The 24,366-nt window shown below is 36.9% G+C and carries 28 protein-coding genes and 4 tRNA genes; 27 read left to right on the top strand and 5 right to left on the bottom strand.

The genetic code is table 11. From position 1 onward, the window contains the following. Position 1: 1 nt before the first annotated feature. Positions 2-163: a zinc-finger domain-containing protein gene (locus tag FIT79_RS05050; protein WP_139868214.1), complete on the top strand. Its 162-nt coding sequence runs from the start codon at positions 2-4 to the stop codon at positions 161-163. 1 nt (position 164) lies between these two features. Here the strand turns inward: FIT79_RS05050 and murI are convergent, their stop codons facing one another. Further along, on the bottom strand, positions 165-974 hold the full coding sequence (gene murI, locus FIT79_RS05055; RefSeq protein WP_139875845.1) for a glutamate racemase: 810 nt from the start codon (positions 972-974) through the stop codon (positions 165-167). A 79-nt stretch (positions 975-1,053) separates the two neighbouring features. Between murI and FIT79_RS05060 the strand changes: the two genes are divergently transcribed. From FIT79_RS05060 to FIT79_RS05110, 11 genes are all read left to right on the top strand, one after another. Beyond that, on the top strand, positions 1,054-1,602 hold the full coding sequence (locus FIT79_RS05060; RefSeq protein WP_028818218.1) for a cob(I)yrinic acid a,c-diamide adenosyltransferase: 549 nt from the start codon (positions 1,054-1,056) through the stop codon (positions 1,600-1,602). 15 nt (positions 1,603-1,617) lie between these two features. Next, positions 1,618-2,880 (top strand): polynucleotide adenylyltransferase PcnB, encoded by a 1,263-nt coding sequence (pcnB, locus tag FIT79_RS05065; protein ID WP_139875846.1) that lies wholly within the window; start codon positions 1,618-1,620, stop codon positions 2,878-2,880. A gap of 6 nt (positions 2,881-2,886) precedes the next feature. Further along, positions 2,887-3,372 carry a 2-amino-4-hydroxy-6-hydroxymethyldihydropteridine diphosphokinase gene (folK, locus tag FIT79_RS05070; protein WP_139870569.1) on the top strand — a complete coding sequence of 162 codons (486 nt, stop codon included), beginning with the start codon at positions 2,887-2,889 and terminating at the stop codon, positions 3,370-3,372. Next, positions 3,369-4,016 carry a deoxynucleoside kinase gene (locus tag FIT79_RS05075; RefSeq protein WP_028818216.1) on the top strand — a complete coding sequence of 216 codons (648 nt, stop codon included), beginning with the start codon at positions 3,369-3,371 and terminating at the stop codon, positions 4,014-4,016. The genes folK and FIT79_RS05075 overlap by 4 nt, the downstream gene beginning before the upstream one ends. After that, positions 4,013-4,768 carry a 3-methyl-2-oxobutanoate hydroxymethyltransferase gene (gene panB / locus FIT79_RS05080; protein ID WP_139875847.1) on the top strand — a complete coding sequence of 252 codons (756 nt, stop codon included), beginning with the start codon at positions 4,013-4,015 and terminating at the stop codon, positions 4,766-4,768. Before FIT79_RS05075 ends, panB begins: the two co-directional genes overlap by 4 nt. A gap of 3 nt (positions 4,769-4,771) precedes the next feature. After that, a complete protein-coding gene (gene panC / locus FIT79_RS05085; protein WP_139875848.1) occupies positions 4,772-5,608 on the top strand; it encodes a pantoate--beta-alanine ligase in 837 nt (278 codons plus the stop codon). A gap of 49 nt (positions 5,609-5,657) precedes the next feature. Further along, positions 5,658-6,038 (top strand): aspartate 1-decarboxylase, encoded by a 381-nt coding sequence (gene panD / locus FIT79_RS05090; RefSeq protein WP_139875849.1) that lies wholly within the window; start codon positions 5,658-5,660, stop codon positions 6,036-6,038. Positions 6,039-6,044: 6 nt separating this feature from the next. Next, complete coding sequence (rsfS, locus tag FIT79_RS05095; RefSeq protein WP_139875850.1) at positions 6,045-6,404, top strand: ribosome silencing factor; 360 nt, start codon at positions 6,045-6,047, stop codon at positions 6,402-6,404. Then, entirely contained in the window at positions 6,401-6,862 is a 462-nt protein-coding gene (rlmH, locus tag FIT79_RS05100) for a 23S rRNA (pseudouridine(1915)-N(3))-methyltransferase RlmH (protein WP_139875851.1), read from the top strand. The genes rsfS and rlmH overlap by 4 nt, the downstream gene beginning before the upstream one ends. After that, complete coding sequence (locus tag FIT79_RS05105; protein WP_189644851.1) at positions 6,855-8,261, top strand: cryptochrome/photolyase family protein; 1,407 nt, start codon at positions 6,855-6,857, stop codon at positions 8,259-8,261. The genes rlmH and FIT79_RS05105 overlap by 8 nt, the downstream gene beginning before the upstream one ends. Positions 8,262-8,373: 112 nt before the next feature. Continuing rightward, positions 8,374-9,096, top strand: coding sequence for an MlaA family lipoprotein (locus tag FIT79_RS05110; RefSeq protein WP_139875853.1), 723 nt, complete (start codon positions 8,374-8,376; stop codon positions 9,094-9,096). 10 nt (positions 9,097-9,106) lie between these two features. On the opposite strand, the gene pmbA is transcribed toward FIT79_RS05110, so the two are convergent. Next, positions 9,107-10,441, bottom strand: a complete 1,335-nt coding sequence (gene pmbA, locus FIT79_RS05115) for a metalloprotease PmbA (RefSeq protein ID WP_139875854.1) — start codon at positions 10,439-10,441, stop codon at positions 9,107-9,109. Between the two features lie 75 nt (positions 10,442-10,516). Here pmbA and yjgA point away from each other — a divergent pair, with 75 nt between their 5' ends. Next, a complete protein-coding gene (gene yjgA / locus FIT79_RS05120; protein WP_139875855.1) occupies positions 10,517-11,017 on the top strand; it encodes a ribosome biogenesis factor YjgA in 501 nt (166 codons plus the stop codon). 2 nt (positions 11,018-11,019) lie between these two features. Here yjgA and FIT79_RS05125 read toward each other — a convergent pair whose 3' ends face one another. Then, complete coding sequence (locus FIT79_RS05125) at positions 11,020-11,775, bottom strand: PDZ domain-containing protein (RefSeq protein WP_139875856.1); 756 nt, start codon at positions 11,773-11,775, stop codon at positions 11,020-11,022. Between the two features lie 56 nt (positions 11,776-11,831). Between FIT79_RS05125 and mog the strand changes: the two genes are divergently transcribed. From mog to galE, 13 genes are all read left to right on the top strand, one after another. Further along, the gene (mog, locus tag FIT79_RS05130) at positions 11,832-12,407 is read left to right on the top strand and encodes a molybdopterin adenylyltransferase (RefSeq protein ID WP_139875857.1); all 576 of its coding nucleotides are present in this window, start codon (positions 11,832-11,834) and stop codon (positions 12,405-12,407) included. A gap of 2 nt (positions 12,408-12,409) precedes the next feature. Next, positions 12,410-13,354 (top strand): thiamine-phosphate kinase, encoded by a 945-nt coding sequence (gene thiL, locus FIT79_RS05135; RefSeq protein WP_139875858.1) that lies wholly within the window; start codon positions 12,410-12,412, stop codon positions 13,352-13,354. After that, positions 13,347-13,814, top strand: a complete 468-nt coding sequence (locus FIT79_RS05140; RefSeq protein WP_223259625.1) for a phosphatidylglycerophosphatase A family protein — start codon at positions 13,347-13,349, stop codon at positions 13,812-13,814. The genes thiL and FIT79_RS05140 overlap by 8 nt, the downstream gene beginning before the upstream one ends. Further along, positions 13,811-14,311 (top strand): CinA family protein, encoded by a 501-nt coding sequence (locus FIT79_RS05145; RefSeq protein ID WP_139875860.1) that lies wholly within the window; start codon positions 13,811-13,813, stop codon positions 14,309-14,311. The genes FIT79_RS05140 and FIT79_RS05145 overlap by 4 nt, the downstream gene beginning before the upstream one ends. A gap of 45 nt (positions 14,312-14,356) precedes the next feature. Continuing rightward, the gene (gene recA / locus FIT79_RS05150; protein ID WP_028818204.1) at positions 14,357-15,391 is read left to right on the top strand and encodes a recombinase RecA; all 1,035 of its coding nucleotides are present in this window, start codon (positions 14,357-14,359) and stop codon (positions 15,389-15,391) included. 79 nt (positions 15,392-15,470) lie between these two features. Continuing rightward, positions 15,471-15,854 (top strand): regulatory protein RecX, encoded by a 384-nt coding sequence (locus tag FIT79_RS05155; RefSeq protein ID WP_223258071.1) that lies wholly within the window; start codon positions 15,471-15,473, stop codon positions 15,852-15,854. Positions 15,855-15,861: 7 nt separating this feature from the next. Then, positions 15,862-18,516: an alanine--tRNA ligase gene (gene alaS / locus FIT79_RS05160; RefSeq protein ID WP_139875861.1), complete on the top strand. Its 2,655-nt coding sequence runs from the start codon at positions 15,862-15,864 to the stop codon at positions 18,514-18,516. Positions 18,517-18,522: 6 nt separating this feature from the next. After that, positions 18,523-19,746, top strand: coding sequence for an aspartate kinase (locus tag FIT79_RS05165; RefSeq protein WP_139868253.1), 1,224 nt, complete (start codon positions 18,523-18,525; stop codon positions 19,744-19,746). Between the two features lie 49 nt (positions 19,747-19,795). Next, positions 19,796-19,889 (top strand) — tRNA-Ser (locus tag FIT79_RS05170). Between the two features lie 33 nt (positions 19,890-19,922). Beyond that, positions 19,923-19,999: transfer RNA gene (locus tag FIT79_RS05175), tRNA-Arg, on the top strand. Between the two features lie 27 nt (positions 20,000-20,026). Beyond that, a tRNA-Arg gene (locus tag FIT79_RS05180) sits at positions 20,027-20,103 on the top strand. 107 nt (positions 20,104-20,210) lie between these two features. Continuing rightward, positions 20,211-21,014, top strand: coding sequence for a glycosyltransferase family 2 protein (locus tag FIT79_RS05185; protein ID WP_139875862.1), 804 nt, complete (start codon positions 20,211-20,213; stop codon positions 21,012-21,014). Then, entirely contained in the window at positions 21,015-21,977 is a 963-nt protein-coding gene (gene galE / locus FIT79_RS05190) for a UDP-glucose 4-epimerase GalE (protein WP_139875863.1), read from the top strand. An 11-nt stretch (positions 21,978-21,988) separates the two neighbouring features. Here the strand turns inward: galE and FIT79_RS05195 are convergent. Both FIT79_RS05195 and ffh read right to left on the bottom strand, forming a co-directional pair. Then, a tRNA-Lys gene (locus FIT79_RS05195) sits at positions 21,989-22,064 on the bottom strand. Between the two features lie 65 nt (positions 22,065-22,129). Then, a complete protein-coding gene (ffh, locus tag FIT79_RS05200; protein WP_028818181.1) occupies positions 22,130-23,485 on the bottom strand; it encodes a signal recognition particle protein in 1,356 nt (451 codons plus the stop codon). 74 nt (positions 23,486-23,559) lie between these two features. On the opposite strand from ffh, the gene FIT79_RS05205 reads away from it, so the two are divergent. Continuing rightward, positions 23,560-24,363, top strand: a complete 804-nt coding sequence (locus FIT79_RS05205; RefSeq protein WP_139875864.1) for a cytochrome C assembly family protein — start codon at positions 23,560-23,562, stop codon at positions 24,361-24,363. Positions 24,364-24,366: the final 3 nt, after the last annotated feature.

Consider the following 24,366-nt stretch of genomic DNA (forward strand, 5'->3'; position numbering starts at 1 on the left):
CATGAATAATAAAGTGATAAGCGTAGATAAAAAAAGTCTTCCATTGTTTTGTCCTACGCAAAAAGAAAATTTATTCTCATCTCATCCAAGGGTGTTTTTAGATATCACGCAAACGGGCATGGTGTCCTGCCCCTATTGCGGTACAACTTATAAGCTAAAATAAATTAAACCCAAAGACCTCTGTAATTAAAGCTTTCCGGGCCTTGCCCCCAAAGTTCCGCTATAACCTTATCCGCATTTTGATCTAAGCTATTTGTCCAGAAATGAGTTGTCCCTGAGGCGCTATTTTGATTTAGTAAATCCTTTTCTATTAATACATGTTTTAAATAACTTGCTACTGCTTCGCCTGTGTCTACAATCTTAATATGATCCTGTATTAATGTTTGAATTACGGGCTTTAAAAAAGAATAATGCGTACACCCCAGCACTAGGGTATCAATTTTTTCTTTTAAAAGAGGGTCGATATACTTTTTTAAAAGTGCAATAAGCGCTGGACTACCTAAATCACCTTGCTCAATAAGTTCAACCAAGCCAAAACATGGCTGCGTAATAAAATGAATATCATTACTATGGTGTTCGAGAAGTGCTGAAAATTTTGCACTTAATAAAGTGCCTGATGTTGCCAATATGCCAACTATTTTATTTTTTGACATCAGTGAGGCGGGCTTAACTGCTGGCTCCATACCTATAATCGGAAAATGAAAGCGTTCTCTAAGTATCTGAATTGAGGCAGCTGTAGCTGTATTACAAGCTACGACAATGCACTTAACGTCTTGTTTATTTAAAAAATCAAAAGCAGTTAAGACGCGACGCGTAATTTCTTCGTTTGATTTTTCACCATAAGGTGCAAACTTAGAATCTGCAACATAAATGAGATTCTCATGAAGCAAATGCGCTCTTATACACTTAAGAACTGAAATGCCCCCTACTCCGGAATCAATCACACCAATAGCATTATTTTGAGATGGAGACATGGGTTTAATCTAAAGTTTTATTCAAATCTAAATATAGATGATAGCAAGCTTAATGTACAATAGATTGAAAAGGAAAATCATGGGTTACCGTTTATCAAAAATATTCACCAGGGGTGGAGACAAAGGATCCACAGGCCTCGGCGATGGATCAAAGACTAGTAAATTTAGCGATCGTATCGTAGCCTTAGGTGCGATAGACGAGCTTAATTCAATGATTGGGCTTATGCTTACAGAAAGTCTCCCGCCAAAAATCAATAAAATTTTAACTGTTGTACAGCATCACCTATTTAACTTAGGTGGCGAAATATCAATGCCAGGACACAAAATTATCCTAAAAAATGATGTTCTTGAATTAGAAGAAATTATCACCTCATACAATAAAGATTTACCTCCCTTGAAAGAATTTATTCTTCCGGGAGGCTCAAGAGCTGCAGCATTTTGTCATATGGCCAGAACAATTTGCAGAAGATCCGAACAAGCTATATTTAAACTCAACGCAAAAGATCCGATTAACGCTTACTCTCTTCAGTTTATTAATAGGCTCTCAGATCTTTTATTTGTGCTTGCGAGAGTTATCAATAAACATAAAAAAGTTAAAGACGTTTTTTGGAAAAAAGATATTAGTTAATACAGATCTTCATTAATGTCATCGACCCCTCCTATACTTAAAGCCTTTTTTAAAAAATTTAAAAAAACTAAAAAATCTAACTTTGAAATCGATTTCAAAAAAATTGATATCAGTCTTATCAGCGTTCATGCAATCAAAACCATAGAAGTTCTAGAAGATAACGGTTTTGAAGCTTACCTTGTAGGAGGAGCAGTCAGAGATCTTCTTTTTGGGATTAAGCCAAAGGACTTTGACGTAGTTACAAACGCTACGCCCGATCAAATACATCATTTATTTAGGCGCTCTAGGATGATCGGACGACGTTTCAAATTAGTTCATGTGATATACGGACGAGAAGTCATTGAAGTCTCTACATACCGCTCCCAGCAAAAAGAAATTCCTCAGCCTGATGGTTCTATGATTAGGGATGATAATCATTACGGAACCATAGAAGAAGATGCGATGCGACGCGACTTCACTATTAATGCAATGTTTTATAGTCCAACGAATCATAAGCTTGTTGATTTTCATGAAGGACTAGAAGATCTTAAACATGGGATTATTCGGATGATTGGCGATCCAGAAAAACGCTATCAAGAAGACCCTATTCGTATATTAAGAGCATTCCGTGTATGTGCAAAACTCAATATGACTCTTCATAACCCTTCAAGAAGTCCTATAAAAAAAATTATCCCTCTACTTCATGACATTCCTCATTCAAGGCTGTTTGATGAAGTTATTAAATTTTTCTTAACAGGTCACGCATTAAACAGCTATAAAGTAATGCAAGATGAAAGTATCTACTCACAGTTTTTCTTATCACCAACATTTAAATCAGAAGAAATTAATTTTTTCATTTCGAATGGCCTTAAAAATACTGACTTAAGAATTAACCAAGACAAGTCATGTAACCCGAGTTTCTTATTTTCATTTTTATTGTGGCATCAAGTTCATTTATTGTGGGACCAATACAAAGTCGAGCTTAAACATTCTATAGCGGGCCTTAACCAAGCGATTGATGAAGTGATCGAAAAACAAATTAAACTTTTCCCTATTCATAAACGCTTCACAATTACTATGAAAGAAATATGGCGATTGCAGCCACGATTTGAAAATCAATCTCCAAAAAAAATATACCGATTATTGCTTCATCCAAGATTCAGGGCTGCTTATGACTTTATGCTATTGCGATGTCAATCTAATCAGCTTGATCAGAGTATCGGCATATGGTGGACAAGTTTTATCGATGCTGATCACCATGAAAAATCATTAATGGTTAAACAACTTACCCGCAAATAATCAAAGATGGGCACCTTAGCTTACATTGCAATAGGAAGTAATCTTGCAAATCCACTAAATCAAGTTACCTCTGCATTCAATGAAATTGGAAACATGCCCAAAAGCAGACTTATAAAAAAATCAAGTTGCTATAGCAGTTCGCCTCTAGGTTATAAAGACCAACCCGACTTTATAAATGCTGTAGTATCAATTGAAACTGATCTCAGCCCTCATCAGCTCTTAACGGAACTACAAATGATAGAAATCTCACACAAAAGAGAGCGTCCATTCCCTAACGCGCCTAGAACGCTTGATTTAGATATTCTTCTTTATGGGGACATGAGGCTGGTTGAGCCTAAACTTACGATACCGCATCCAAGAATGCATGAGCGGGCCTTTGTTATTTTCCCCTTACAAGAAATTAATGAAAATATTTCTATTCCCCCTTTCGGAGATATCGCTAAAATAGCCAAAGGATTAGACCCAGAAAATACTAAACGCATAACTCTATGAATATTTTTGATAGATTTCCTTATATCGTAGTTGAAGGGCCTATTGGCTCAGGAAAATCAACGCTAGCAAAAATTTTAGCTGACCGATTTTCAGTCAATTTTTTAAGCGAAAAAGCCGAAAAAAATCCTTTTTTGCCAAAGTTTTATGAAGACATGAAGCGCTATGCTTTATCAACTCAGTTATTTTTTCTTTTTCAAAGAGCGGATCAGATCCAAAAAATTTCACAGATAGATATGTTTAAAGAATCAACGATTGCTGACTTTTTTCTTGAAAAAGATCCTATCTTTGCAAAAATTAATTTAGATCAAGAAGAGTTTAATCTTTACCATCAAATCTTTTCCCACTTGCAATTAAAAGCTCCAAAACCAGATCTCATTATTTATATTCAAACATCGATAGAAACTCTAGAAAAAAGAATTAAAGATAGAAGCATTGATTTTGAGATGGATATTTCAACTGAATATTTAGAAGCGATTGCTGAATCATATAGCCAATTTTTTCATAGTTATGATCACTCACCTGTTTTAATTCTTAACAATGAAAATTTAAATATTCTCAAAGATAAAAATGCAATTGATCTCTTGGTTGAACGAATCATGAACATCAAAAGTAATCGTGAGTTTTTTAATCCTCAGCTTCTATGAACTCAATACCTCTTAAATCTACAGTAAAAAATGGTAAAAAAATTACTATTCTCACTTGCTACGATGCATCTTTTGCAAGGCTCTTAGAGTCAATAGAAGTTGATGCTATTTTAGTGGGAGATTCTCTGGGTATGTTTATTAAGGGCGATGTGAATACGCATGATGTTTCTTTAAACGATATGATTTATCACACGAGAGCGGTCGCGCACGGTGCTAAATCTACACTAATTATCAGTGATCTACCTATCCATACTTATGAGACCAATGACCTTGCATACAAAAGTGCCATAGCGCTTATTGAAGCAGGGGCACATATGGTTAAGCTCGAGGGTGGTGCATCATTGGCATCTATCGTTAGCCACTTAAAAACAAAAAATATTAAAGTATGTGGTCATATAGGATATATGCCACAAAGCATTAAAGATATGGATAGCAATGAAATTCAAACTTCATTAGAAAAAACTCTAGAAACTATTGTTGAGGATGCAAAAGCGCTTGAGAAATCTGGGGCAGATATGTTGGTGCTATCTTCTGTCCCTGAGAATGTTGCCAAGAGAATTACGCAAGAAATATCTATTCCGACGATTGGATTTCATTCGGGCTCATCATGCGATGGCGAGGTTTTTATTTTGTATGATTTATTAATAAATTCGAATACATCTCATGATCTTTATTTAAACAAAACATCCACACCAAGTAAAAATAGCGACGTCAAAAACCTTCTTTTACAGTTCATGAAAAATCATTCTTAAAGTATGGATGTCATTCATACTCAAAACCAATTAATTCAAACATTAAAGGGATTAACACATATTGCTTTTGTACCTACCATGGGGAATCTCCATGAAGGACACATTAAACTTATTCAAGAAGCGTCAAAAGTTTCAAGAAATATTGTCGTGAGCATTTTTATTAATCCACTTCAATTTAACTCAAAAGAAGACTTTAAAAATTATCCGCGGACATTAAAAGAAGACTTATCTATACTTAAAGAATTGGACATACCTTTCGTATTTGCTCCATTCGAAGAAGATATTCTTGATTCATTAGAAACAATTGAAATTAAGCTCCCTGGCATTGCAAACGATTTGTGTGGAAAATTTAGACCAGGGCATTTTAATGGCGTCGCCACTATTGTCTGTAAATTATTTAACCTTATTCAGCCCGACATAGCTTTTTTTGGAAAAAAGGATTTTCAACAACTTTTTTTGATTAAAGCATTGGTAAAACAGCTTAACTATCCTATTGAAATTGTTGGAATCGATACAGTTCGAGATCATGACGGCCTAGCAAAAAGCTCAAGAAATAATTTACTTTTCAAAGAGGATAGAAAAAAAGCCCCTCAATTATTTGAGCAATTGAATACTATGAAGGAAAAGGTGATACAAAAAACTTCTTCATTTAAAGAAATTGAAGCGCACGCATTGAGCGTATTAAATACTTCTGGATGGTCAGTCGATTATCTATCGATTCGCTCAGCTCAATCACTTGAAAATCCAGTTCATGATGAAAATCAGATAGTTATTTTAGGAGCCGCCACCCTAGGGTCTGTTCGCCTCATTGATAATATTGAATTTTGCATCCAGGATTGAACTGGCTATAATAGGACATCCTTTATACCTGGTTTTGTAGCCCAAATATATGCAAAGAATCATGCTCAAATCTAAACTTCATCGTGTTCAAGTTACGCATTCCGAACTTGAATATGAAGGCTCATGTGCGATTGACGAAACATTGCTTGAGGCAGCTCAAATTAGAGAATATGAGCAAATTGCTATCTACAATATTACGAACGGCGAACGTTTTACAACATACGCTATTAAGGCACAAAAAAATTCAGGTGTTATTTCGATTAATGGAGCAGCAGCGCACAAAGCTAACCCTGGTGATCTTATTATTATTGCAACCTATGCAAATTACTCTGAGCTAGAGCTAGAAAAATATAAACCAGCGCTTATTTACGTTAACGAAAAAAACCAGATTATTGCAAAAAAAGATTTTATTCAGATTCAGGCTGCTTAATCATCAATGACCTTGAATGATATTAAAAAAGCGGTAGTTGAGGCGCTTGAGGATATTAAAGCGTTCGATATTGAAGTTATTGATGTAAGAAAAATTACAACGGTTACAAGTTTTATGGTGGTTGCAAGTGCCAACTCAACGAGACAAACAAAAGCTCTCGCTCACAATGTTTGCGAAAAAATGAAGTCGCTTAATATTCATGTTAATGGGGTTGAGGGTGAAAAAGAAGGTGAATGGGTTCTAGTGGATGCGGATGATGTCATTGTTCATATCATGCTCCCTACCACGCGCGCCTATTATAATCTTGAGCAGTTATGGATAGAGCCTCCAAAAAAATCTCCAAAAAAAATTAATTCGCTTCATTGAAAATTAAAATCATCTCAATTGGCAATAAAATGCCAGGCTGGATTAACGAAGTTTTTGATGGATACATTTCAAAGCTCAATCACGATTTTTCTCCTCAGCTCGTAGAAATTAAACCAGAAAAAAAATTTGACTCCATAGAGCAAAAAAAAATGAGTGAGGCTGAAAAAATTTTATCTCATCTCGATAAAGAGTTTTTAATTGTGCTTGATGAAAAGGGAGTTCAGTTCACATCGCAAGAACTAGCTCAAAAATTAAATCATTGGTCAGAACATTTCAAACATATTGCCTTTGTGATTGGGGGTGCTGATGGTATACATGAAGACGTTCTTCAGAAAGCCAATCTTACATGGAGCCTATCCAAATCAACGTTCCCCCACGCTCTTGTAAGAGTCTTAGTGGCAGAGCAGCTATATCGAGCCCACTCAATTTTAGAAAATCATCCTTATCATCGTGAATAAAAAATATAACAATTCACTAGTTTGGTTTAGAAGAGATTTGCGTGATTATGATCATGCTGCTCTTTCTCATGCGCTTCAAGAGTCTAAACAAGTTTTTTGTATTTTTATTTTTGATAAAGAAATTTTAGACGCCTTAAAAAATAAAGAAGATAGGCGCGTTGAATTTATTTGGGAAAGTATTAAAGAGCTTAAAGAAAGTCTTATTCAAAAAAAATCTGATTTAATTGTGATGCATAGCTTGGCTTCTGATGCAATTTCTCGTGTCATTGATGAATTTAAGATCGAAGCAATTTATGCCAACAGAGATTATGAGCCGCAAGCTATCAAACGAGATGAAGAAATAAAAAATATTGCGATTAAAAAAAATGTCGTATTTTATGGCTTTAAAGATCAGGTGATTTTTGAACAAGATGAGATTCTGACTGCGCTAGATAAGCCCTATACTGTTTTTACGCCTTACAAAAATAATTATTTAAAAAAACTTACTCAAACTACGATACCTCGCTTCGATATTGAGCCGTTTATCGAAAATCTTGCTCAATTTAAATCTGATCCTCTATTGAGCCTCGAGGACATGGGATTTAAAAAAACCAATCTTCATCAAATAAAAATTTATACTGGCATGACTGGAGGAAAATTACTCGCTGAGGATTTTAAAGAGAGAATAGCGCTCTACAAAAAAACGCGCGATTTCCCAGCGATTAAAGGTGTCTCATACCTTTCTGTCCACTTACGATTTGGGACGCTCTCCATAAGACAGCTTGTTCGGCTAACCCAAGAATCCTTTAGTGAAGGCGCTGAAGCATGGCTTAATGAATTGATTTGGCGTGAATTTTATTTTCAAATTCTATTTCATCGTCCAGACGTAGCGCTCGGTAGAGCTTTCAAAAAAGACTATGAATCGATCGCTTTTGAAAATAACCCTGACTATTTCAAAGCATGGACAGAAGGCCAAACTGGATTTCCGATTGTTGACGCTGCGATGAGACAACTTAACCAAACGGGCTTTATGCATAATCGCCTTAGAATGATTGCCGCTTCTTTTTTAGTCAAAGATCTTCTTGTCGATTGGCGATGGGGTGAAGCGTATTTTGCAGAGAAGCTTATTGATTTTGACTTAAGCGCTAATAACGGCGGTTGGCAATGGGCAGCCTCTACAGGTTGTGATGCTCAACCATGGTTTAGGATTTTTAACCCAAATACGCAGTCCTTAAGATTCGATCCTCAAGGTAAATTTATTAAAAAATATATCCCTGAGCTTGATCATTGCAGTGATGATGAGATTCACGCTCCATGGCTCAGTCAAAACGCTCATAAAATAAGCTACCCAAAGCCCATCATTGACCATGCCTCACAAAGAATTAAAGCGCTGGCCCTCTATAAATCGGTCAAAAACTAGGTTGTTGTTTTTATGCAACACCAAAGGCCTCTAGGCTTTAATTTTCAATAAGTTATAGACAAAAAAACAACATTAATAGATAATTTGCCTAAGATTAATGAATCCTTTTGACATGACAAAACACATCAGCAAATTCCTCGTAGCAATCTTAGTCACTTTCGTCATGTTTGGTTGTGCTTCACAACAAAACAAAGATCCTCTCGAAGGTCTTAATCGTACAGTTTACAAATTTAATGATGTCGTTGATAAAGTAGCGTTAAAACCTGTGGCTCAGGGCTACCAAGCAATTACACCTACCCCTATCCAAACGGGTGTGAATAACTTCTTTAAAAATATTCGCGACGTCGTAACACTCGTAAACGAATTATTCCAATTCAAATTCAAGCAAGCTGCTAATACAACGGGTCGAGTTGCTTTAAATACAACCGTGGGTGTCCTTGGTATATTTGATGTGCATTCAAAAGCAGGTGGTGCTCGTTCAAAAGAAGATTTTGGCCAAACACTTGGTTACTATGGTATTGATAGTGGGGCGTATTTAGTACTTCCTCTTCTCGGTCCGTCAAGCACCAGAGATGGTATTGGATTTGCGACTGATGCATTCTTCTTCGATGCAATTGGTTATATCAATGATGACACAACTCGATGGGCTACAATTGCAGTCGCGGTGATCGATAAACGTGCAGACCTAATGGATGATATCGACATTCGTGACAAATCTTTCGATCCCTATGCTTATATGCGTGATAGTTATTTGCAAAATAGAGAAAACTTAGTGAAAGATGGCGTAGAAGATCCAAAAGGTGTCAGACCTTACACACTGCCTCTTGGCAATTAATTAGCTTTCATCAACTAGAAGCAATACTCATTTCTTCTAGTAAGATCGAACCCGTATGTTTCGATCCGTTTCTGTAAACATCATTTCCAATAGCTAAAATCTGTTTCAACATATCTTTCATATTGCCTGCAATCGTAATTTCTTCAACGGGATAAGCAATCACCCCGTCTTCAACCCAGAACCCTGCAGCACCTCTAGAGTAATCACCTGTGACCATATTGATGCCGTGACCCAGTAGCTCTGTTACAAACAGACCTTTATGCATTTGTTTAATAAGATCTTTTAGGTTTTGATTGCCCGTCTTCACAATGAGATTATGCGCACCACCGGCATTACCTGTTGATTGCATGCCAAGCTTTCTGGCGGAGTAAGAAGATAGAAGGTATCCATTGATAGTACCTCGGTCAACTAATAGTCTTGAATTTGTCGCTACCCCTTCATCATCAAACATAGAACTTGCGTCTCCCCGCAAAAAGAAAGGGTCTTCTTCAATCGTTAATTGATCGCTTGCTACTTTTTCGCCGAGCGAGTTTAGAAGAAATGAAGATTGGCGATATAAATTACCGCCAGAGATGGCTGAGATAAGAGATGAGATAAGTCCGGTTGCTATCGGCGCTTCAAAAATAACTGGCGCATGGCATGTCTGAATTTTTTTAGCGCCTAGTCGAGAGAGCGTTCGTGTGCCTGCTAATTTTCCTACCGATTCAACTGACTCTAAATCTTCAACATGTCTTGCTGACGAGTACCAATAATCTCTTTGCATCATCGACTTTTCTTCTGCAATCACAGAGCAGCCAACCGAATGTCTCGATGTGGGATAGCCTCCCATAAAACCATGACTATTAGCGTAAATAAAAATACCCTCGGAAGATGAAATGCTAGCCCCTTCGGAATTTGTAATTTTTTGACTTACACCAAGCGCTGAAGCCTCACATGTTTTCGCAAGGTCAATCATATGGTCAATAGAGATGTCCCACGCATTATACAAATCAAGATCTTGCATGTTTGTCGCCATCAGATTTTTATCAGCTAAGTCAAAAAAAGGATCGGGCGCTGTATAGCGCGCAATATTAAAAGCAGCCTCTACGGTATCTTCAATACTTTGCATGGATAGATCAGATGAGCTTGAACTGCCCTTCCGCTGGCCATTATAAAGGGTGACAGAAAATCCTTTATCTCTATTGATTTCAAGAGTTTCAAGCTCACCTAAACGTACAGAAACATTTTTACCTGTACCATAACTTAGCTCAACTTCAGATGCGGTAGCACCTATACTCTTTGCATAATGCAATGTGTGGTCAGCAATTTTTTTTAATTGTTCTAAATCAAATTGATTTTTTTTCATGTCTCTATAGGTAGGAAAGTAAACCCTGTTATCATAACTTAGAAATAGTCACTCTATTAAGTCACTTACATTCATATGGCAAAAGATAAAGATTTCGAAAATAATACCGTCAGCAGGACGCAGCTTAAACTTGAAGCTGAAAAACTTCAATCACTTGGATTGAAATTATGTGATTTATCAGTATCCAAATTAAAGGCTTTGAATTTACCCCCCGATTTATTCGAAGCAATTATAGCCATGCAAAAAATTACGAGTAATGGCGCCAAAAGGCGTCAGAGTCAATATATTGGCAAGCTCATGAGAAATTTTGATGCTACTGAATTAAATACGATTATGACTTTTTGGGATCAGCAAGAAATTAAAGAAAAACAACATTTTCACAATATAGAATTGTGGCGGAAAAAATTAGTTGAAGATCCTGGAAGTGTTAATGATTTCTTAATTAAGTTTCCTACGGAAGAAAAATTAATTTTATTAAACACAATCAAAGAAGCAGCTGAAGAAAAGACTAAAGATAAAGCGCCTAAATATAGTCGAGAATTATTTAAGCTTATAAAAAAAATTATAGAGAAATAAAATTATCTGCGGTTAAGTTCAGTAACTACAACCTTTTCCTCATTATCTCTTGCATATTTAATTTTCACTTTATTGCCTTGCTGTTTGAATACTGATTTAGCGAACTCTTCAGGCGACTCAGTACTAACATCATTTAATACAAGTATCACATCACCTTTTTGAATGCCTGATTTAAAAGCGGGTGAATCTTTAATCACTGCAATGACTTTCAAGCCCGCCTCTTCCTTCTTCTCTTTGGTGTCTGAGTTTTTCTTAATTAACTTAATGACATGTAATCCTAAAATTGGCTGAGGTAGCTTGGCCCAATAGGTTGCATAAAAGTCAAACTTACTATTTTTATCTTGTAAGTCCGCTTCACTCACCTCAATCACACTATTTTTTTCACTCTTGCTGCTTTTTTTCATTTCAGCATGAATCTGTCTTAAGCGCTCTGTTCGGGTCATTTCATTAATTTTACGGTCGTAGACTAAAACCACATCTGCTTCGATCGATTGGGCATGTTTAAGCGCTTGGTTAGGTTCCGTAAAAGGTCCCTGAAATGCAGAGGTTCCCATAAGGTCATAGCCATCTTCTAACATTCTAATATTATCTTTTTCTTTATTCATGCCAGCATAAATTTTTGTATCAGGCTTTTTTTGCAGCGAATGAAGACTGTCATTACTTTGCGTAAGATAATTTACTTGAAATAGATTGGTCTCTTCAGCAAATGCCAGAGTGCTTAATAAATTGAGGATGACAAAAATAAGTTTAAATTGCATAGAATTCCCTTAAAGCGATAATGTTATGATCGAACTTTCACTAATTATGACCCATCATGAAAAATAAGTTCACTAAAATTGGACTCATTTCAATTAGCGATCGAGCTTCAAAAGGCGAATATGAGGATCAAGGCATTCCTCATCTGAAGGCTTGGCTTCAAAAAGCCCTCATTTCACGCTTCGAAACAATAGAAAAAATTATCCCTGATGAAAGACCAATCATTGAATCTTCTTTGATTCATTTTGTAGATATCGATTTGTGCGATCTTATTCTTACGACAGGCGGAACAGGCCCTGCTCTAAGAGACGTCACGCCTGAGGCCACCTTAGCAATTGCGGATCGTGAGATGCCTGGCTTTGGTGAGCAAATGCGTCAAATCAGCTTACATTTCGTCCCCACTGCCATTCTATCGAGGCAGGTTGCAGTTGTGCGTAAAAATACCCTTATTATTAATTTGCCTGGCCAACCTAAATCTATTGCGCAAACACTTGAGGGATTGAAAAATGACCAAGGAGAAGTGATGGTGCATGGCATTTTTGCGTCCGTGCCTTATTGTATTGATCTTTTAAATGGCTCTTTTATTGAAACACATCAAGATATCGTGAAGGCTTTTAGGCCTAAAACTAAATAATTATGTCCTCAGAGTTCGAAATTATTGATCAATACTTTAAGAAAAAAATGAAACAAACATTGCTGGGTGTGGGTGATGATGCAGCAATTATTCATATAAAAAAAAATCGTGAAATAGTTATTTCTTCGGACATGCTTGTAGAAAATGTTCACTTTCTAAAAAATACAAATCCAGCTCACTTAGGCTGGAAATCTCTTGCAGTTAATTTATCTGATATTGCAGCGATGGGCGCTATGCCTAAATGGGTGACTTTATCGATTTCGCTTCCAAAAATAAATCATGGCTGGCTGCAAGAATTCTCAAAAGGCTTTTTTAAATGCGCTGATCAATTTGGTATTGATCTTATTGGTGGTGATACTACAAAAGGTCCTCTTACAATTTCAATCACGATCATGGGCGAAGTTAAAAAAAATAAAAGTCTATTAAGGTCTGGTGCAAAAATAAATGACGATATATGGGTGACCGGCCAATTAGGGATGGCCTCCATGGGCTTGGCTAGTCTCCAGGGGAAGTTAAAGCTTGCTCCTTCTTTAAAAGTGAAATGTATAAAAGCGCTTGAAACGCCTTCACCTAAAGTTTTAATTGGCTCCCATTTATCTCGCTATGCGAATAGCTGTATTGATATTTCTGATGGCCTCATTCAAGACTTAAGCCATATCTTAAAAGCTTCAACTGTTGGCGCTAGTCTTTTACTTAATGAAATTCCATGTGATCAATTTATTCATTCATCAAAAAAATATCAATTTGCATTAAATGGTGGTGATGATTATGAATTACTATTTACAGCATCGAAAAAGCATAGGCTCTCTATAGAAAAAATTGCAAAAAAAACGAGTACAGCTATTAGCGTCATTGGTGTTATCACTCAGAACAAAACACTAAAAATCATGGATCAAAAAGCCAAATCTATATCATTCAATAAAAAAGGATTTGATCATTTTGCCTAATCTTAAATTTCTAATAAAGCATCCGTCATATTTTTTAGCTCTAGGTTTTGGTGCGGGACTTTCAAAAAGAGCGCCGGGCACGCTGGGGACGCTTGTAGGAATTCCTATTTATTTATGGGCATCGTCGTATAGCTTTTCCATACAGATGATGATGGCTTTCGTGTTTACAATTTTAGGCGTCTTTATTTGTAATCAAACAGCACTTGCACTTAAAGTTAAAGATCCAAGCGCTATTGTGTGGGATGAAATCTCCGCTTTCTTTTTAATGTTAATCATTGCGCAACCCCTTTTAAATGCTTTCAAAATTTTTGAGTTATTTGTGCTCTTTAGAATCTTTGATATTTGGAAGCCTTTTCCAATCAATTATCTAGATAAGCATGTGGGGGGCGGATTTGGTATCATGCTTGACGATTATGTTGCTGCATTTTTTGCACTACTTATTTATTTCTCAATTCAATGACGCAAACAATGATTCAAGATATCTGCCTTGAGCTTGGCAATGCGCTCACGAAAAAAAAATTTCGGATAGCGCTTGCTGAGTCATGCACCGGGGGGTTAGTTTGTCAGCACCTCACAAATATTCCTGGTAGCTCTGTCTGGTTTGACCGAGGATTCGTTACATATAGTAATGAATCAAAAATTGAATTACTTAAAGTCAGTCAAGATACGCTTTTAAAATTTGGTGCAGTCAGTAAAGAAGTTGCTTCCGAAATGGCATTAGGCGCTCTTAACGAGAGCCATGCTCAAATAGCTTTATCAATTACAGGCATTGCAGGTCCTTCAGGAGGGTCTATTGAGAAGCCTGTCGGTACTGTTTTCTTTGCTATCGCCCATCAAAATAAGATTATTTTTAATGCTTCAAAAGTCTTCCCTGGATCAAGGGAAAATATACGTGAATCTTCTTGTCTATTTGCCCTAAATCAGGTCTTAGCGCTTACTTTAAACCCCCAAGTATGAAATAATTATTAGTGATAAAAACATTTTAATTAAAGGCAAATTTAGATGGATGACAATAAAAGTAAGGCACTCGCTGCCGCATTAGCGCAGATCGAAAAACAATTCGGAAAAGGCTCCGTCATGAGGATGGATGATTCCGATGTTATCCAGGACATTCAATCCGTTTCAACAGGTTCCTTAGGTCTTGATATTGCGCTCGGCATAGGTGGCCTTCCTCGAGGACGTGTAGTTGAAATATACGGCCCAGAATCCTCAGGAAAGACGTCTTTAACACTCTCCGTCATTGCACAAATGCAAAAGCTTGGTGGTGTGGCTGCCTTTATTGATGCTGAACATGCACTTGATCCTCAATATGCTGCCAAATTAGGTGTCGTGGTTCCGGACTTACTCATATCCCAACCAGACACAGGCGAACAAGCCCTTGAAATTGCAGACATGCTTGTCCGCAGCGGTTCCGTGGATATTGTCGTCATTGACTCTGTAGCAGCATTAACACCACGTGCCGAAATTGAAGGTGAAATGGGCGACTCTCATATGGGTCTTCAAGCGCGTCTTATGTCACAAGCCTTAAGAAAATTAACCGGCAACATTAAAAAAACAAATACGCTTGTCATATTCATTAACCAAATTCGTATGAAGATTGGTGTAATGTTTGGCAACCCAGAAACGACGACGGGCGGTAATGCTTTGAAATTCTACGCATCTGTGAGGCTTGATATTCGTCGTATTGGTGCAATCAAAAAAGGCGATGAAGTCGTGGGCGCTGAAACAAGAGTTAAAGTGGTTAAAAATAAGGTGGCGCCTCCATTTAAACAGGCTGAATTTGATGTGCTTTATGGTGAAGGCATTTCAAGAGAAGGTGAAATTATTGAAATTGGTGCCCAATTAAATTTCATTGAAAAAGCAGGGTCATGGTATAGCTATAACGGTGAGAAAATTGGCCAAGGCAAAGACAACGCAAGAGAATTTTTAAAAGAAAATCCAAAAATTGCTCAAGAAATTGAAGATAAGATTAGGGCAAACTCATCAGCCCTCAACGAGGCGATGACTGCGCCGCAGGAAACAGACGAAACTGAGTAACACAAAAAACAATCCATTAGTTTTACTTAAAAAAAGAGCGCTGTATTACCTAGCAAAAAGAGAGTATTCACATCTCGAATTGAAATTGAAATTAAGTGAGTACGCTCATACGCTCGAATTTGATGAAGACGCACTAGATCTTTTTATATCATCTCTAGTGTCAGATGGATGGCTGTCTAATGAGCGGTATTGTGAACAATTTATTCATGCAAAAAAAAATAAATTCGGACGATATAAGATCATTCGAGAACTTGAAGAAAAAGGAATAGAGCAGGCACTGATAGAACAGTTCATAGGCCCTCTTAAAAACCAAGAATTATTATATGCAAAACAAGTGTGGCAAAAGAAATTTAAACTCCTCCCATCTTCTAAAGAAGAATGGTCAAAACAGGCTCGCTTTTTACAAAGTCGCGGGTTTGATGTTTCGCTTATAAAAAAAATATTGAATGCCAAGGAAGAATAGCTAGCGTATGTCAACTGCATCAAATCATCCATTTATTTCTAGCGAAGAAATTAGAAATACTTTCTTAGATTTTTTCAAGAACAAACAACATCAAATTGTAGCTTCAAGCTCATTAGTACCTGGAGAAGATCCTACTTTATTATTTACAAACGCAGGTATGAATCAATTCAAAGACGTGTTCTTAGGATTTGATAAACGTACATATGCCAGAGCGACTTCAAACCAAAAGTGTGTCAGAGCGGGCGGCAAACATAACGACTTAGAAAATGTAGGCTATACCGCGAGGCATCATACTTTTTTTGAAATGCTCGGCAATTTCAGCTTTGGTGATTACTTCAAAAAAGATGCGATCCAATATGCCTGGGAACTTCTCACGGAAATTTATAAAATCCCCAAAGAGAAACTCCTTGTAACTGTCTATAGTGAAGATGATGAAGCATACGATATCTGGGCTAAATCAATCGGCATTCATCCAGACAAAATCATTCGTATTGGTGATAACAAGGGCGCTAAGTATGCATCAGATAATTTTTGGATGATGGGTGATACGGGCCCATGTGGTCCATGTACTGAAATTTTTTATGACCACGGAAGCCATATCCCAGGTGGTCCGCCTGGATCTAAGGATGAAGACGGCGATCGATTCATTGAAATTTGGAATATTGTTTTTATGCAATATAACCGTGATGAAAAAGGTGTCATGCATGCATTACCAAAACCTTCAGTCGATACAGGTATGGGCTTAGAGAGAATATGCGCAGTCCTTCAGGGCGTTCATGCAAACTATGAAACCGATTTATTTGTGCCGTTGATTCAATCAGCTGCAACTATTACAAAAACTTCAGACATCCATCACCCCTCATTAAAAGTATTATCAGACCATATTCGCGCTTGCACATTTTTAATTTCAGATGGTGTGATTCCCGGTAACGAGGGTCGTGGCTACGTTCTAAGAAGAATTATCCGTAGAGCTATAAGACACGGCTACAAACTAGGTTGCAGACAGCCTTTCTTTCATAAATTAGTTGATGATGTGGTCCGCATGTTAGGTAAAGCATATCCTGATATCGAAAAAAATAAAAAAAATATTTCGTTGTCTCTCAAGCAAGAAGAAGAACGATTCTTTGAAACGATTGAAAATGGCATGAATATATTAGAAGAATCTATTCAAACGCTTGTTAAAAAAAATCAAAAAACTTTTGATGGTCAAATTGCTTTTAAGCTTCACGATACTTTTGGATTCCCTCTCGATCTAACCGCCGACATTTGTCGAGAGAAAAATATCTCCATCGATCAAAAAGGTTTTGATCAAGCGATGGAAGCCCAAAAGTCTTTGGCTCGATCTTCTAATAAATTCAAAATGAAGATAGATGTTGACTATAACGGTGACGCTACAAAATTTACTGGTTACGAAGCGATAGAGTGCAAGGCAAAAGTATTGGCTTTATTTAAAGATGATGAATCTAAGACAGAGCTTCTTAAAGGTGAATCTGGCATTGTCATACTTGATACCACACCCTTCTATGCAGAATCCGGTGGCCAAGTTGGCGATAAAGGTTTTATTAAAACCTCGAGTAGCTCTTTTAAAGTTGAAGGCACACTAAAAATTAAAGCCAAAATTTTTGTGCATTATGGTCTAGTTGAAACAAACAGCTTAAAAGTTTCTGATGAAGTCATAGCATCCGTTGAGAATGATTCAAGAAAAAATATTATGCGAAATCACTCAGCGACTCATTTGTTGCATAAAGGGCTTAAGAACACATTGGGCTCACATGTAGAACAAAAAGGTTCGCTTGTTGATGAATCGAAAACACGTTTTGACTTTTTACACCCCAAGGCTTTAACTTCTGATGAAATTAAATCTGTTGAGATGTTTGTGAACCAAGAAATACTAAACAATACAGATACGGAAGCCAAAACCATGCATCTCGATGATGCTAAAAAAAGTGGTGCCATGATGCTTTTTGGTGAAAAGTATGCTGACGAAGTCAGGGTGCTTAGTATTGGATCAAGTAAAGAACTTTGCGGCGGCACCCATGTAAAAAGAACTGGGGATATTGGTGCTTTCAAAATTATCTCTGAGACAGGTATTTCCTCTGGCATTCGACGCATTGAAGCGACTACAGGATTTAATGTGATTCATTATATGAATGAATATGTTTCAATCATTGATCGTTTAGCACACGATCTAAAAGTCCCCTCCTCCGAACTTCTCGGCAAAATTGATCAAATCCAAGATCTGATGAAAGAGCAAGAAAAAAGTATTCAACAACTCAAATCAAAAATTGCTTCTTCTGAAAGCGGTAACTTATCTAAAAAAGCTATCTCTGTAGGTGAAGTTAAAGTTGTGATGGAAAAACTAGGCGCTTCCGATGCACAAGCATTAAGAGAGACCATTGATAAACTTAAATCAGAACTCAAAAGTGCAGTTATAATTTTAAGTGGCGTTGATGAGGGCAAAGTAACCCTTGCAGTTGGCGTGACTCAGGATCTTGTGAACAAAATAAAAGCAGGCGAAATTGCAAGTGAGCTAGCCATTGCAATTGGTGGTAAAGGTGGCGGTAAGCCTGATCTTGCAATGGCTGGCGGATCAAAACCAGAACTGCTTGATCAAGCCTTTAATGATTGCTTAATTAAAATAAAGAAAATAATACTTATCTAAATATCTATGAGTTTAATTGTACAAAAATATGGTGGCACATCAGTTGGAACGCCAGAAAGAATTCGGGCTGTTGCAAGACGTGTCGCTCGATATAAATCGCTCGGACATCAAATCGTTGTCGTGGTATCTGCCATGTCTGGTGAAACGAATCGACTCATTGGCCTTGCTAAAGAAATTATGGCAGAACCTGATCCACGTGAGTTGGATGTCATGGTGTCTACAGGCGAGCAGGTCACTATTGGTATGACAACACTTGCTTTAATAGATCTTGGCATTAAAGCTAAAAGCTATACCGGTTCTCAAGTAAAAATTCTGACTGATGACGCTCATACGAAAGCTAGAATTTTGAAAATTGACCATCACAATATTCAAGAAGATTTAGATCAGGGTTATGTTGTGGTTGTTGCTGGATTCCAAGGTGTGGATGAACAAGGTAACATCACCACCCTCGGGCGCGGCGGTTCGGATACAACGGGTGTTGCGCTAGCCGCAGCTCTTAAAGCGGATGAATGCCAAATTTATACCGATGTGGATGGTATTTATACAACCGATCCTAGAGTTGTGCCTGAAGCTAAGAAATTAGATTCAATTACTTTTGAAGAGATGTTAGAAATGGCAAGTCTAGGATCAAAAGTACTTCAAATTAGATCAGTCGAATTTGCAGGTAAATACAAAGTTAAATTAAGAGTGTTATCAAGCTTTGAAGAAGAAGGTGACGGCACTTTAATTACATTTGAGGAAAAAAATAATATGGAAGATCCCATTATTTCAGGTATTGCTTTTAATCGCGATGAAGCCAAGGTAAGTATTCTTGGTGTGCCAGATAAGCCAGGTATTGCTTATCAAATATTAGGCCCTATTGCAGATGCCAATATCGATGTCGATATGATTATTCAAAATGTAGGCGCTGTTGGAACAACTGACTTTACATTTACAGTAAATAGAATTGATTTAAGCAAAGCCTTGGGTATTCTTAATGAAAAAGTTAAGGGTCACGTGGGCGCTAGAGAAGTAAATGGAAACGATAAAATTGCAAAGGTATCTATTGTAGGTGTTGGTATGCGCTCACACGTAGGTGTTGCAAGCCAAATGTTTAGAACATTGTCCGAAGAGGGCATTAATATCGACATGATCTCAACAAGCGAAATTAAAATTTCAGTGCTTATTGACGAGAAATATCTAGAGCTTGCAGTAAGGGCCCTTCACAAAGCATTTGGACTTGACGCATAAGTCCTAGAAATTGATTTTTAAAGCAATTTAGCGTATCGTTCGCGCTTCTGGAGAGCTGGCCGAGTGGTCGAAGGCACTTCCCTGCTAAGGAAGCATACGGGCTTAAACCTGTATCGAGGGTTCGAATCCCTCGCTCTCCGCCATTATTCAATATCATTAAGTTATAATGTCACCACGCGCCCGTAGCTCAGCTGGATAGAGTACTTGGCTACGAACCAAGGGGTCAGGAGTTCGAATCTCTTCGGGCGCGCCACTTTTATTTATCACTTTTACTATTTATGCGCCCGTAGCTCAGCTGGATAGAGTACTTGGCTTCGAACCAAGGGGTCAGGAGTTCGAATCTCTTCGGGCGCGCCAATTAAATATAGGAATATTTATACTAATAAATTAGCTATATAATTGAAAATCTAAAAAAGTGCATTTGGCTCAAAAAAAATCCCAATAGAATCTAAAAATCTATCGAAATGCAGAAATTAAAAGTTAGTTTAATTATTACAACCTATAATTGGCCAGAAGCGCTATTTCTTGTTTTAAAGTCTGTTAAAAACCAATTTATACTCCCAGACGAAATCATAGTCGCAGATGATGGGAGCTCCAAAGAAACGGCAAATGTTATTAAAGAATTTTCAAATAAATTTAAATTGAAAATAATCCATTCTTGGCAAGAAGATAAAGGATTTAGAGCAGCTATGTCTAGAAATAAAGCTATTGCTAAAGCCAAGAATGAATACATCATTATGATCGATGGCGATATGATCCTTCATCCAAATTTTATAAAAGATCACGTTTGCTTCGCAAGACATAACTCTTACGTTCAAGGTATGAGAGCAAAATTATCCGAAAAAAAATCAAATGACATTATGAAAACAAAAGATATTTATTTTGAAAATTTTGATAAAGGCCTGAAGAGTAAAAGATATAGTATTAGCAATAAATTTCTCTCATTTATATTTTCTGGCACTTGCTATTTTCATAAATTAAACATGCTTCAAACTTGTAATATGGCTTTTTATAGAAATGACGCCCTTAAGATTAATGGATTCAATGAAGATTTCACTGGCTGGGGTAGAGAAGATTCTGAATTTGGTGCACGCATGCTTCATGCACAAATTATTAGAAGAGATCTAAGATATGCTGCCGTGGCATACCATATTCACCATGAAGGAAATTCAAGAAAAATGTTAAATAAAAATCATGCAATTTATTTGAATACTTTACAAAAAAAATTAATTCGCTGCAAAAATGGTATTGATAAATACCTAAATTAAATGAAAAAAATATTAATTACTGGTGGCGCTGGCTATATAGGATCGCATACCTGCAAGCTTATTGCAAAAGCTGGCTATGAGCCTATATGCTTTGATAATTTATCAACTGGATATAAAGAGTTCGTAAAGTGGGGTCCATTTATTTTAGGAGATCTAAAAAACACCACTTTACTAAAGGAAACTTTTAAAAGATTTAAACCTAATGCGGTTATTCATTTTGCTGGCAGCTCCCTTGTTGGCGAGTCAGTTATCAATCCGCTTAAATACTTCGACAACAACGTAGGTAGCACCTTATCACTTTTGAATGCTATGAAGGATTTAAGCGTTAAAAATATTATTTTTTCTAGCACTTGCGCAACTTATGGAGCGGACAGCTTGGCACCGATAGACGAGTCTTTTCCACAAATTCCAATTAACCCTTATGGTATGAGTAAATTAATGATTGAAAGAATTCTAAAAAATCTTTCAGATACAAAAGAAATTTCACATATTTCTCTTCGTTACTTTAACGCAGCTGGAGCAGATAAAGATAGTGAAATTGGAGAGAGTCATAATCCTGAAACACACCTTATACCTTTAGCAATAAATTCTGCGCTCGGAGGTAAAGTGTTAAAAGTTTTTGGAAATGATTTTCCAACAAAAGATGGAACAGCAATTAGAGATTATATTCACGTAGAAGATTTAGCCTCCGCGCATATAAAAGCACTTGAATGTATTATCGATAGCGGTAAATCTGATTTTATTAATCTTGGAACTGGCAAGGGCCATTCAATTAAGGAGATTATATTGGGATTAAAAGATTTAGGCTTAAATCCCCATACAATTGACTCTCCAAGACGAGAAGGAGATCCAGCAGTTCTTGTAGCGAACGCAACCAAAGCAAAGCAAATTTTAAATTGGGAGCCTAGTTACAACATAAAAGAAATATTAGCGTCTGCCAAAGCTTGGCATTCTAGGAGTTAACTTAAATAAGATGGTGGGTCGGGCGGGATTCGAACCCACGACCAACGGATTAAAAGTCCGCTGCTCTACCGACTGAGCTACCGACCCAGAAGAAACAAAACACGTGATTATCCTTTATTGAGCCTAAATGGTCAACAATGGTTCATGGAAGATTAAGGTCTGAGGCCAGGTATTTTGCCAGCCATACCGCGCATCAGCTTACCCAAGCCGCCTTTTGAGAACATTTTCATCATCTTTTGCATCTCTTCAAACTGATTGAGGACTCGATTCACATCTTGGACTTGCACACCAGATCCCAAAGCAATTCTTTTCTTTCTTGTAGCTTTAATCAATTCCGGCTTTCTTCTTTCAAGAGGCGTCATTGAGCTAATAATGGCTTCTATTTGACGAAGAGATTTGTCGCCATCTTCAGGATTAATTTTAGATGCAGCGCTCGTAAATTGAGCGGGCATCTTATCCATTAATGCGCCTACGCCACCCATTTTTTTCATTTGTCCTATTTGATTTTTGAAATCTTCTAAATCGAAATTTTTCCCTGATTTAACTTTTTCTGCTAACTTCTCAGCTTCTTTAACATCTAATGTCTTCTGTGCATCTTCGACAAGACTTACAATGTCACCCATGCCAAGAATTCTTGATGCCATTCTTTCGGGGTGAAAAGGCTCAAGGCCATTAATTTTTTCGCTTGTCCCAATATATTTGATTGGCTTGCCAGTAACTTGACGCACAGATAAGGCTGCACCACCGCGTGTATCACTATCTAACTTCGTTAAAATTACACCTGTTAAAGGAAGTGCGTCACCAAAAGCTTTTGCAGTATTCACTGCATCCTGTCCCTGCATGGCATCGACCACAAATAAAGTTTCTATTGGATTTAATTTTTTATGCAGCGCTTTGATTTCATCCATCATTTCAACATCAATGCCTAAGCGCCCTGCTGTGTCAAAAATCACTACATCAAAGAAATGTTTTTTTGCGTAATCGATCGTCTCTGATGCAATCTTTAGTGGTTTCTGGGAGGGGTTTGAATCAAAACATTCAATATTTAAGCTTTTGGCAAGTGTTTTAAGTTGATCTATCGCTGCAGGACGATACACGTCAGCACTTGCAAGCAATACCTTTTTCTTTTTTTCGATAAGAAGCTTAGCAAGCTTGGCAGAAGTGGTTGTTTTGCCAGAACCCTGAAGACCTGCCATTAAAATAATAGCTGGGGGAGCAACATTTAGATCCAAGGAAACATTTTGATCGCCCATAAGGATCGTGAGTTCATCTTGGACAATTTTAATAATTGCTTGTCCTGGAGATAGGCTTTGCAATACTTCAACACCGAGGGCTTTTGTTTTAACGCGATCGATAAAATCTTTTACGACAGCCAAAGCAACGTCTGCTTCAATTAAAGCGATTCTAACTTCGCGCATCGCATCACTGATATTCTGCTCAGTAAATCTGGCTTGCCCGCGAATTGTTTTAATGACACTTTGTAGTCGGTCGGTTAGATTTTCTAACATGTGTTGATCCTGTTTTAAGTTAACTCTTCTTTATGTACATGGTATATTAAACTTTTAATTACGAATTAAAAATTATGGAAATTTGGCTACCTATTTTAATTGCTTGTGCGTGTTATCTCACGCCAAGTTTCTTACTATTTAAAAAACAAACGCCGGATAAAAAGCTTACTAATTTTAATGCGCTATTAATTGGTATTGGCTTATTAGCTCATTTTACAATTCTTAAAGCGAGTATTTCTTTTAATCCAATCAATCTAGGGTTTTCTAACGCCCTTATTGCAACCTCATTCTTTAGTATTTTGATTTTTTGGTTACTTAATTTTAATAAAAATTTTAATTATCTGCAGCCGTTTTTGCTTGTCCCATCAGCTTTTTTACTGATCATACATCCTTTATTTTTATCAAATCACTTTCTAACAACTGATTTATCACCATTATTTATTACACATATCGCGATCGCTTTATTGGCATATAGCCTATTTACATTTTCAGCTTATTTAGCCATATTCATTTTAATTTTCGAAAAAAAATTGCATCAAAAAAAGAAAATAGACATGCTCTTAAGTGGCTCCCAGCCATTAATTGAAATGGAAAATTTCCTTTTTAATATTAATAAAATTGGGTTTCTTTTATTGACCATAACACTTATAAGCGGAATTCTATTTTCGGAGCAAGTTTTTGGGACGCCACTTCAGTTTAACCACAAAACAGTTTTCTCAATATTAGCTTGGCTTATTTATGGACTTCTTTTGGCAGGTAAAAAGCTTTATGGATGGCGTGGAAGAAATTCTATCTACATTTCGCTAACAGCTTTTTTATTTCTTTTATTGTCTTATCTTGGAAGTAAATTCGTTTTAGAAATTATCCTTCATAGATAGCGA

Source organism: Candidatus Methylopumilus universalis (assembly GCF_006365315.1).
GTDB classification, from domain to species: domain Bacteria; phylum Pseudomonadota; class Gammaproteobacteria; order Burkholderiales; family Methylophilaceae; genus Methylopumilus; species Methylopumilus universalis.

Bases quoted from the DNA above. Each gene is read 5' to 3' on its own strand.
- panD (WP_139875849.1), top strand. From the start codon at position 5,658: ATGCAAAGAATCATGCTCAAATCTAAACTTCATCGTGTTCAAGTTACG.
- recA (WP_028818204.1), top strand. From the start codon at position 14,357: ATGGATGACAATAAAAGTAAGGCACTCGCTGCCGCATTAGCGCAGATC.
- rsfS (WP_139875850.1), top strand. From the start codon at position 6,045: ATGACCTTGAATGATATTAAAAAAGCGGTAGTTGAGGCGCTTGAGGAT.
- thiL (WP_139875858.1), top strand. From the start codon at position 12,410: ATGTCCTCAGAGTTCGAAATTATTGATCAATACTTTAAGAAAAAAATG.
- alaS (WP_139875861.1), top strand. From the start codon at position 15,862: ATGTCAACTGCATCAAATCATCCATTTATTTCTAGCGAAGAAATTAGA.
- FIT79_RS05185 (WP_139875862.1), top strand. From the start codon at position 20,211: ATGCAGAAATTAAAAGTTAGTTTAATTATTACAACCTATAATTGGCCA.
- FIT79_RS05110 (WP_139875853.1), top strand. From the start codon at position 8,374: ATGACAAAACACATCAGCAAATTCCTCGTAGCAATCTTAGTCACTTTC.
- pmbA (WP_139875854.1), bottom strand. From the start codon at position 10,441: ATGAAAAAAAATCAATTTGATTTAGAACAATTAAAAAAAATTGCTGAC.
- FIT79_RS05050 (WP_139868214.1), top strand. From the start codon at position 2: ATGAATAATAAAGTGATAAGCGTAGATAAAAAAAGTCTTCCATTGTTT.
- galE (WP_139875863.1), top strand. From the start codon at position 21,015: ATGAAAAAAATATTAATTACTGGTGGCGCTGGCTATATAGGATCGCAT.
- folK (WP_139870569.1), top strand. From the start codon at position 2,887: ATGGGCACCTTAGCTTACATTGCAATAGGAAGTAATCTTGCAAATCCA.
- FIT79_RS05145 (WP_139875860.1), top strand. From the start codon at position 13,811: ATGACGCAAACAATGATTCAAGATATCTGCCTTGAGCTTGGCAATGCG.
- panC (WP_139875848.1), top strand. From the start codon at position 4,772: ATGGATGTCATTCATACTCAAAACCAATTAATTCAAACATTAAAGGGA.
- FIT79_RS05165 (WP_139868253.1), top strand. From the start codon at position 18,523: ATGAGTTTAATTGTACAAAAATATGGTGGCACATCAGTTGGAACGCCA.
- yjgA (WP_139875855.1), top strand. From the start codon at position 10,517: ATGGCAAAAGATAAAGATTTCGAAAATAATACCGTCAGCAGGACGCAG.
- mog (WP_139875857.1), top strand. From the start codon at position 11,832: ATGAAAAATAAGTTCACTAAAATTGGACTCATTTCAATTAGCGATCGA.
- ffh (WP_028818181.1), bottom strand. From the start codon at position 23,485: ATGTTAGAAAATCTAACCGACCGACTACAAAGTGTCATTAAAACAATT.
- FIT79_RS05075 (WP_028818216.1), top strand. From the start codon at position 3,369: ATGAATATTTTTGATAGATTTCCTTATATCGTAGTTGAAGGGCCTATT.
- FIT79_RS05205 (WP_139875864.1), top strand. From the start codon at position 23,560: ATGGAAATTTGGCTACCTATTTTAATTGCTTGTGCGTGTTATCTCACG.
- FIT79_RS05060 (WP_028818218.1), top strand. From the start codon at position 1,054: ATGGGTTACCGTTTATCAAAAATATTCACCAGGGGTGGAGACAAAGGA.
- pcnB (WP_139875846.1), top strand. From the start codon at position 1,618: ATGTCATCGACCCCTCCTATACTTAAAGCCTTTTTTAAAAAATTTAAA.
- murI (WP_139875845.1), bottom strand. From the start codon at position 974: ATGTCTCCATCTCAAAATAATGCTATTGGTGTGATTGATTCCGGAGTA.
- FIT79_RS05125 (WP_139875856.1), bottom strand. From the start codon at position 11,775: ATGCAATTTAAACTTATTTTTGTCATCCTCAATTTATTAAGCACTCTG.
- panB (WP_139875847.1), top strand. From the start codon at position 4,013: ATGAACTCAATACCTCTTAAATCTACAGTAAAAAATGGTAAAAAAATT.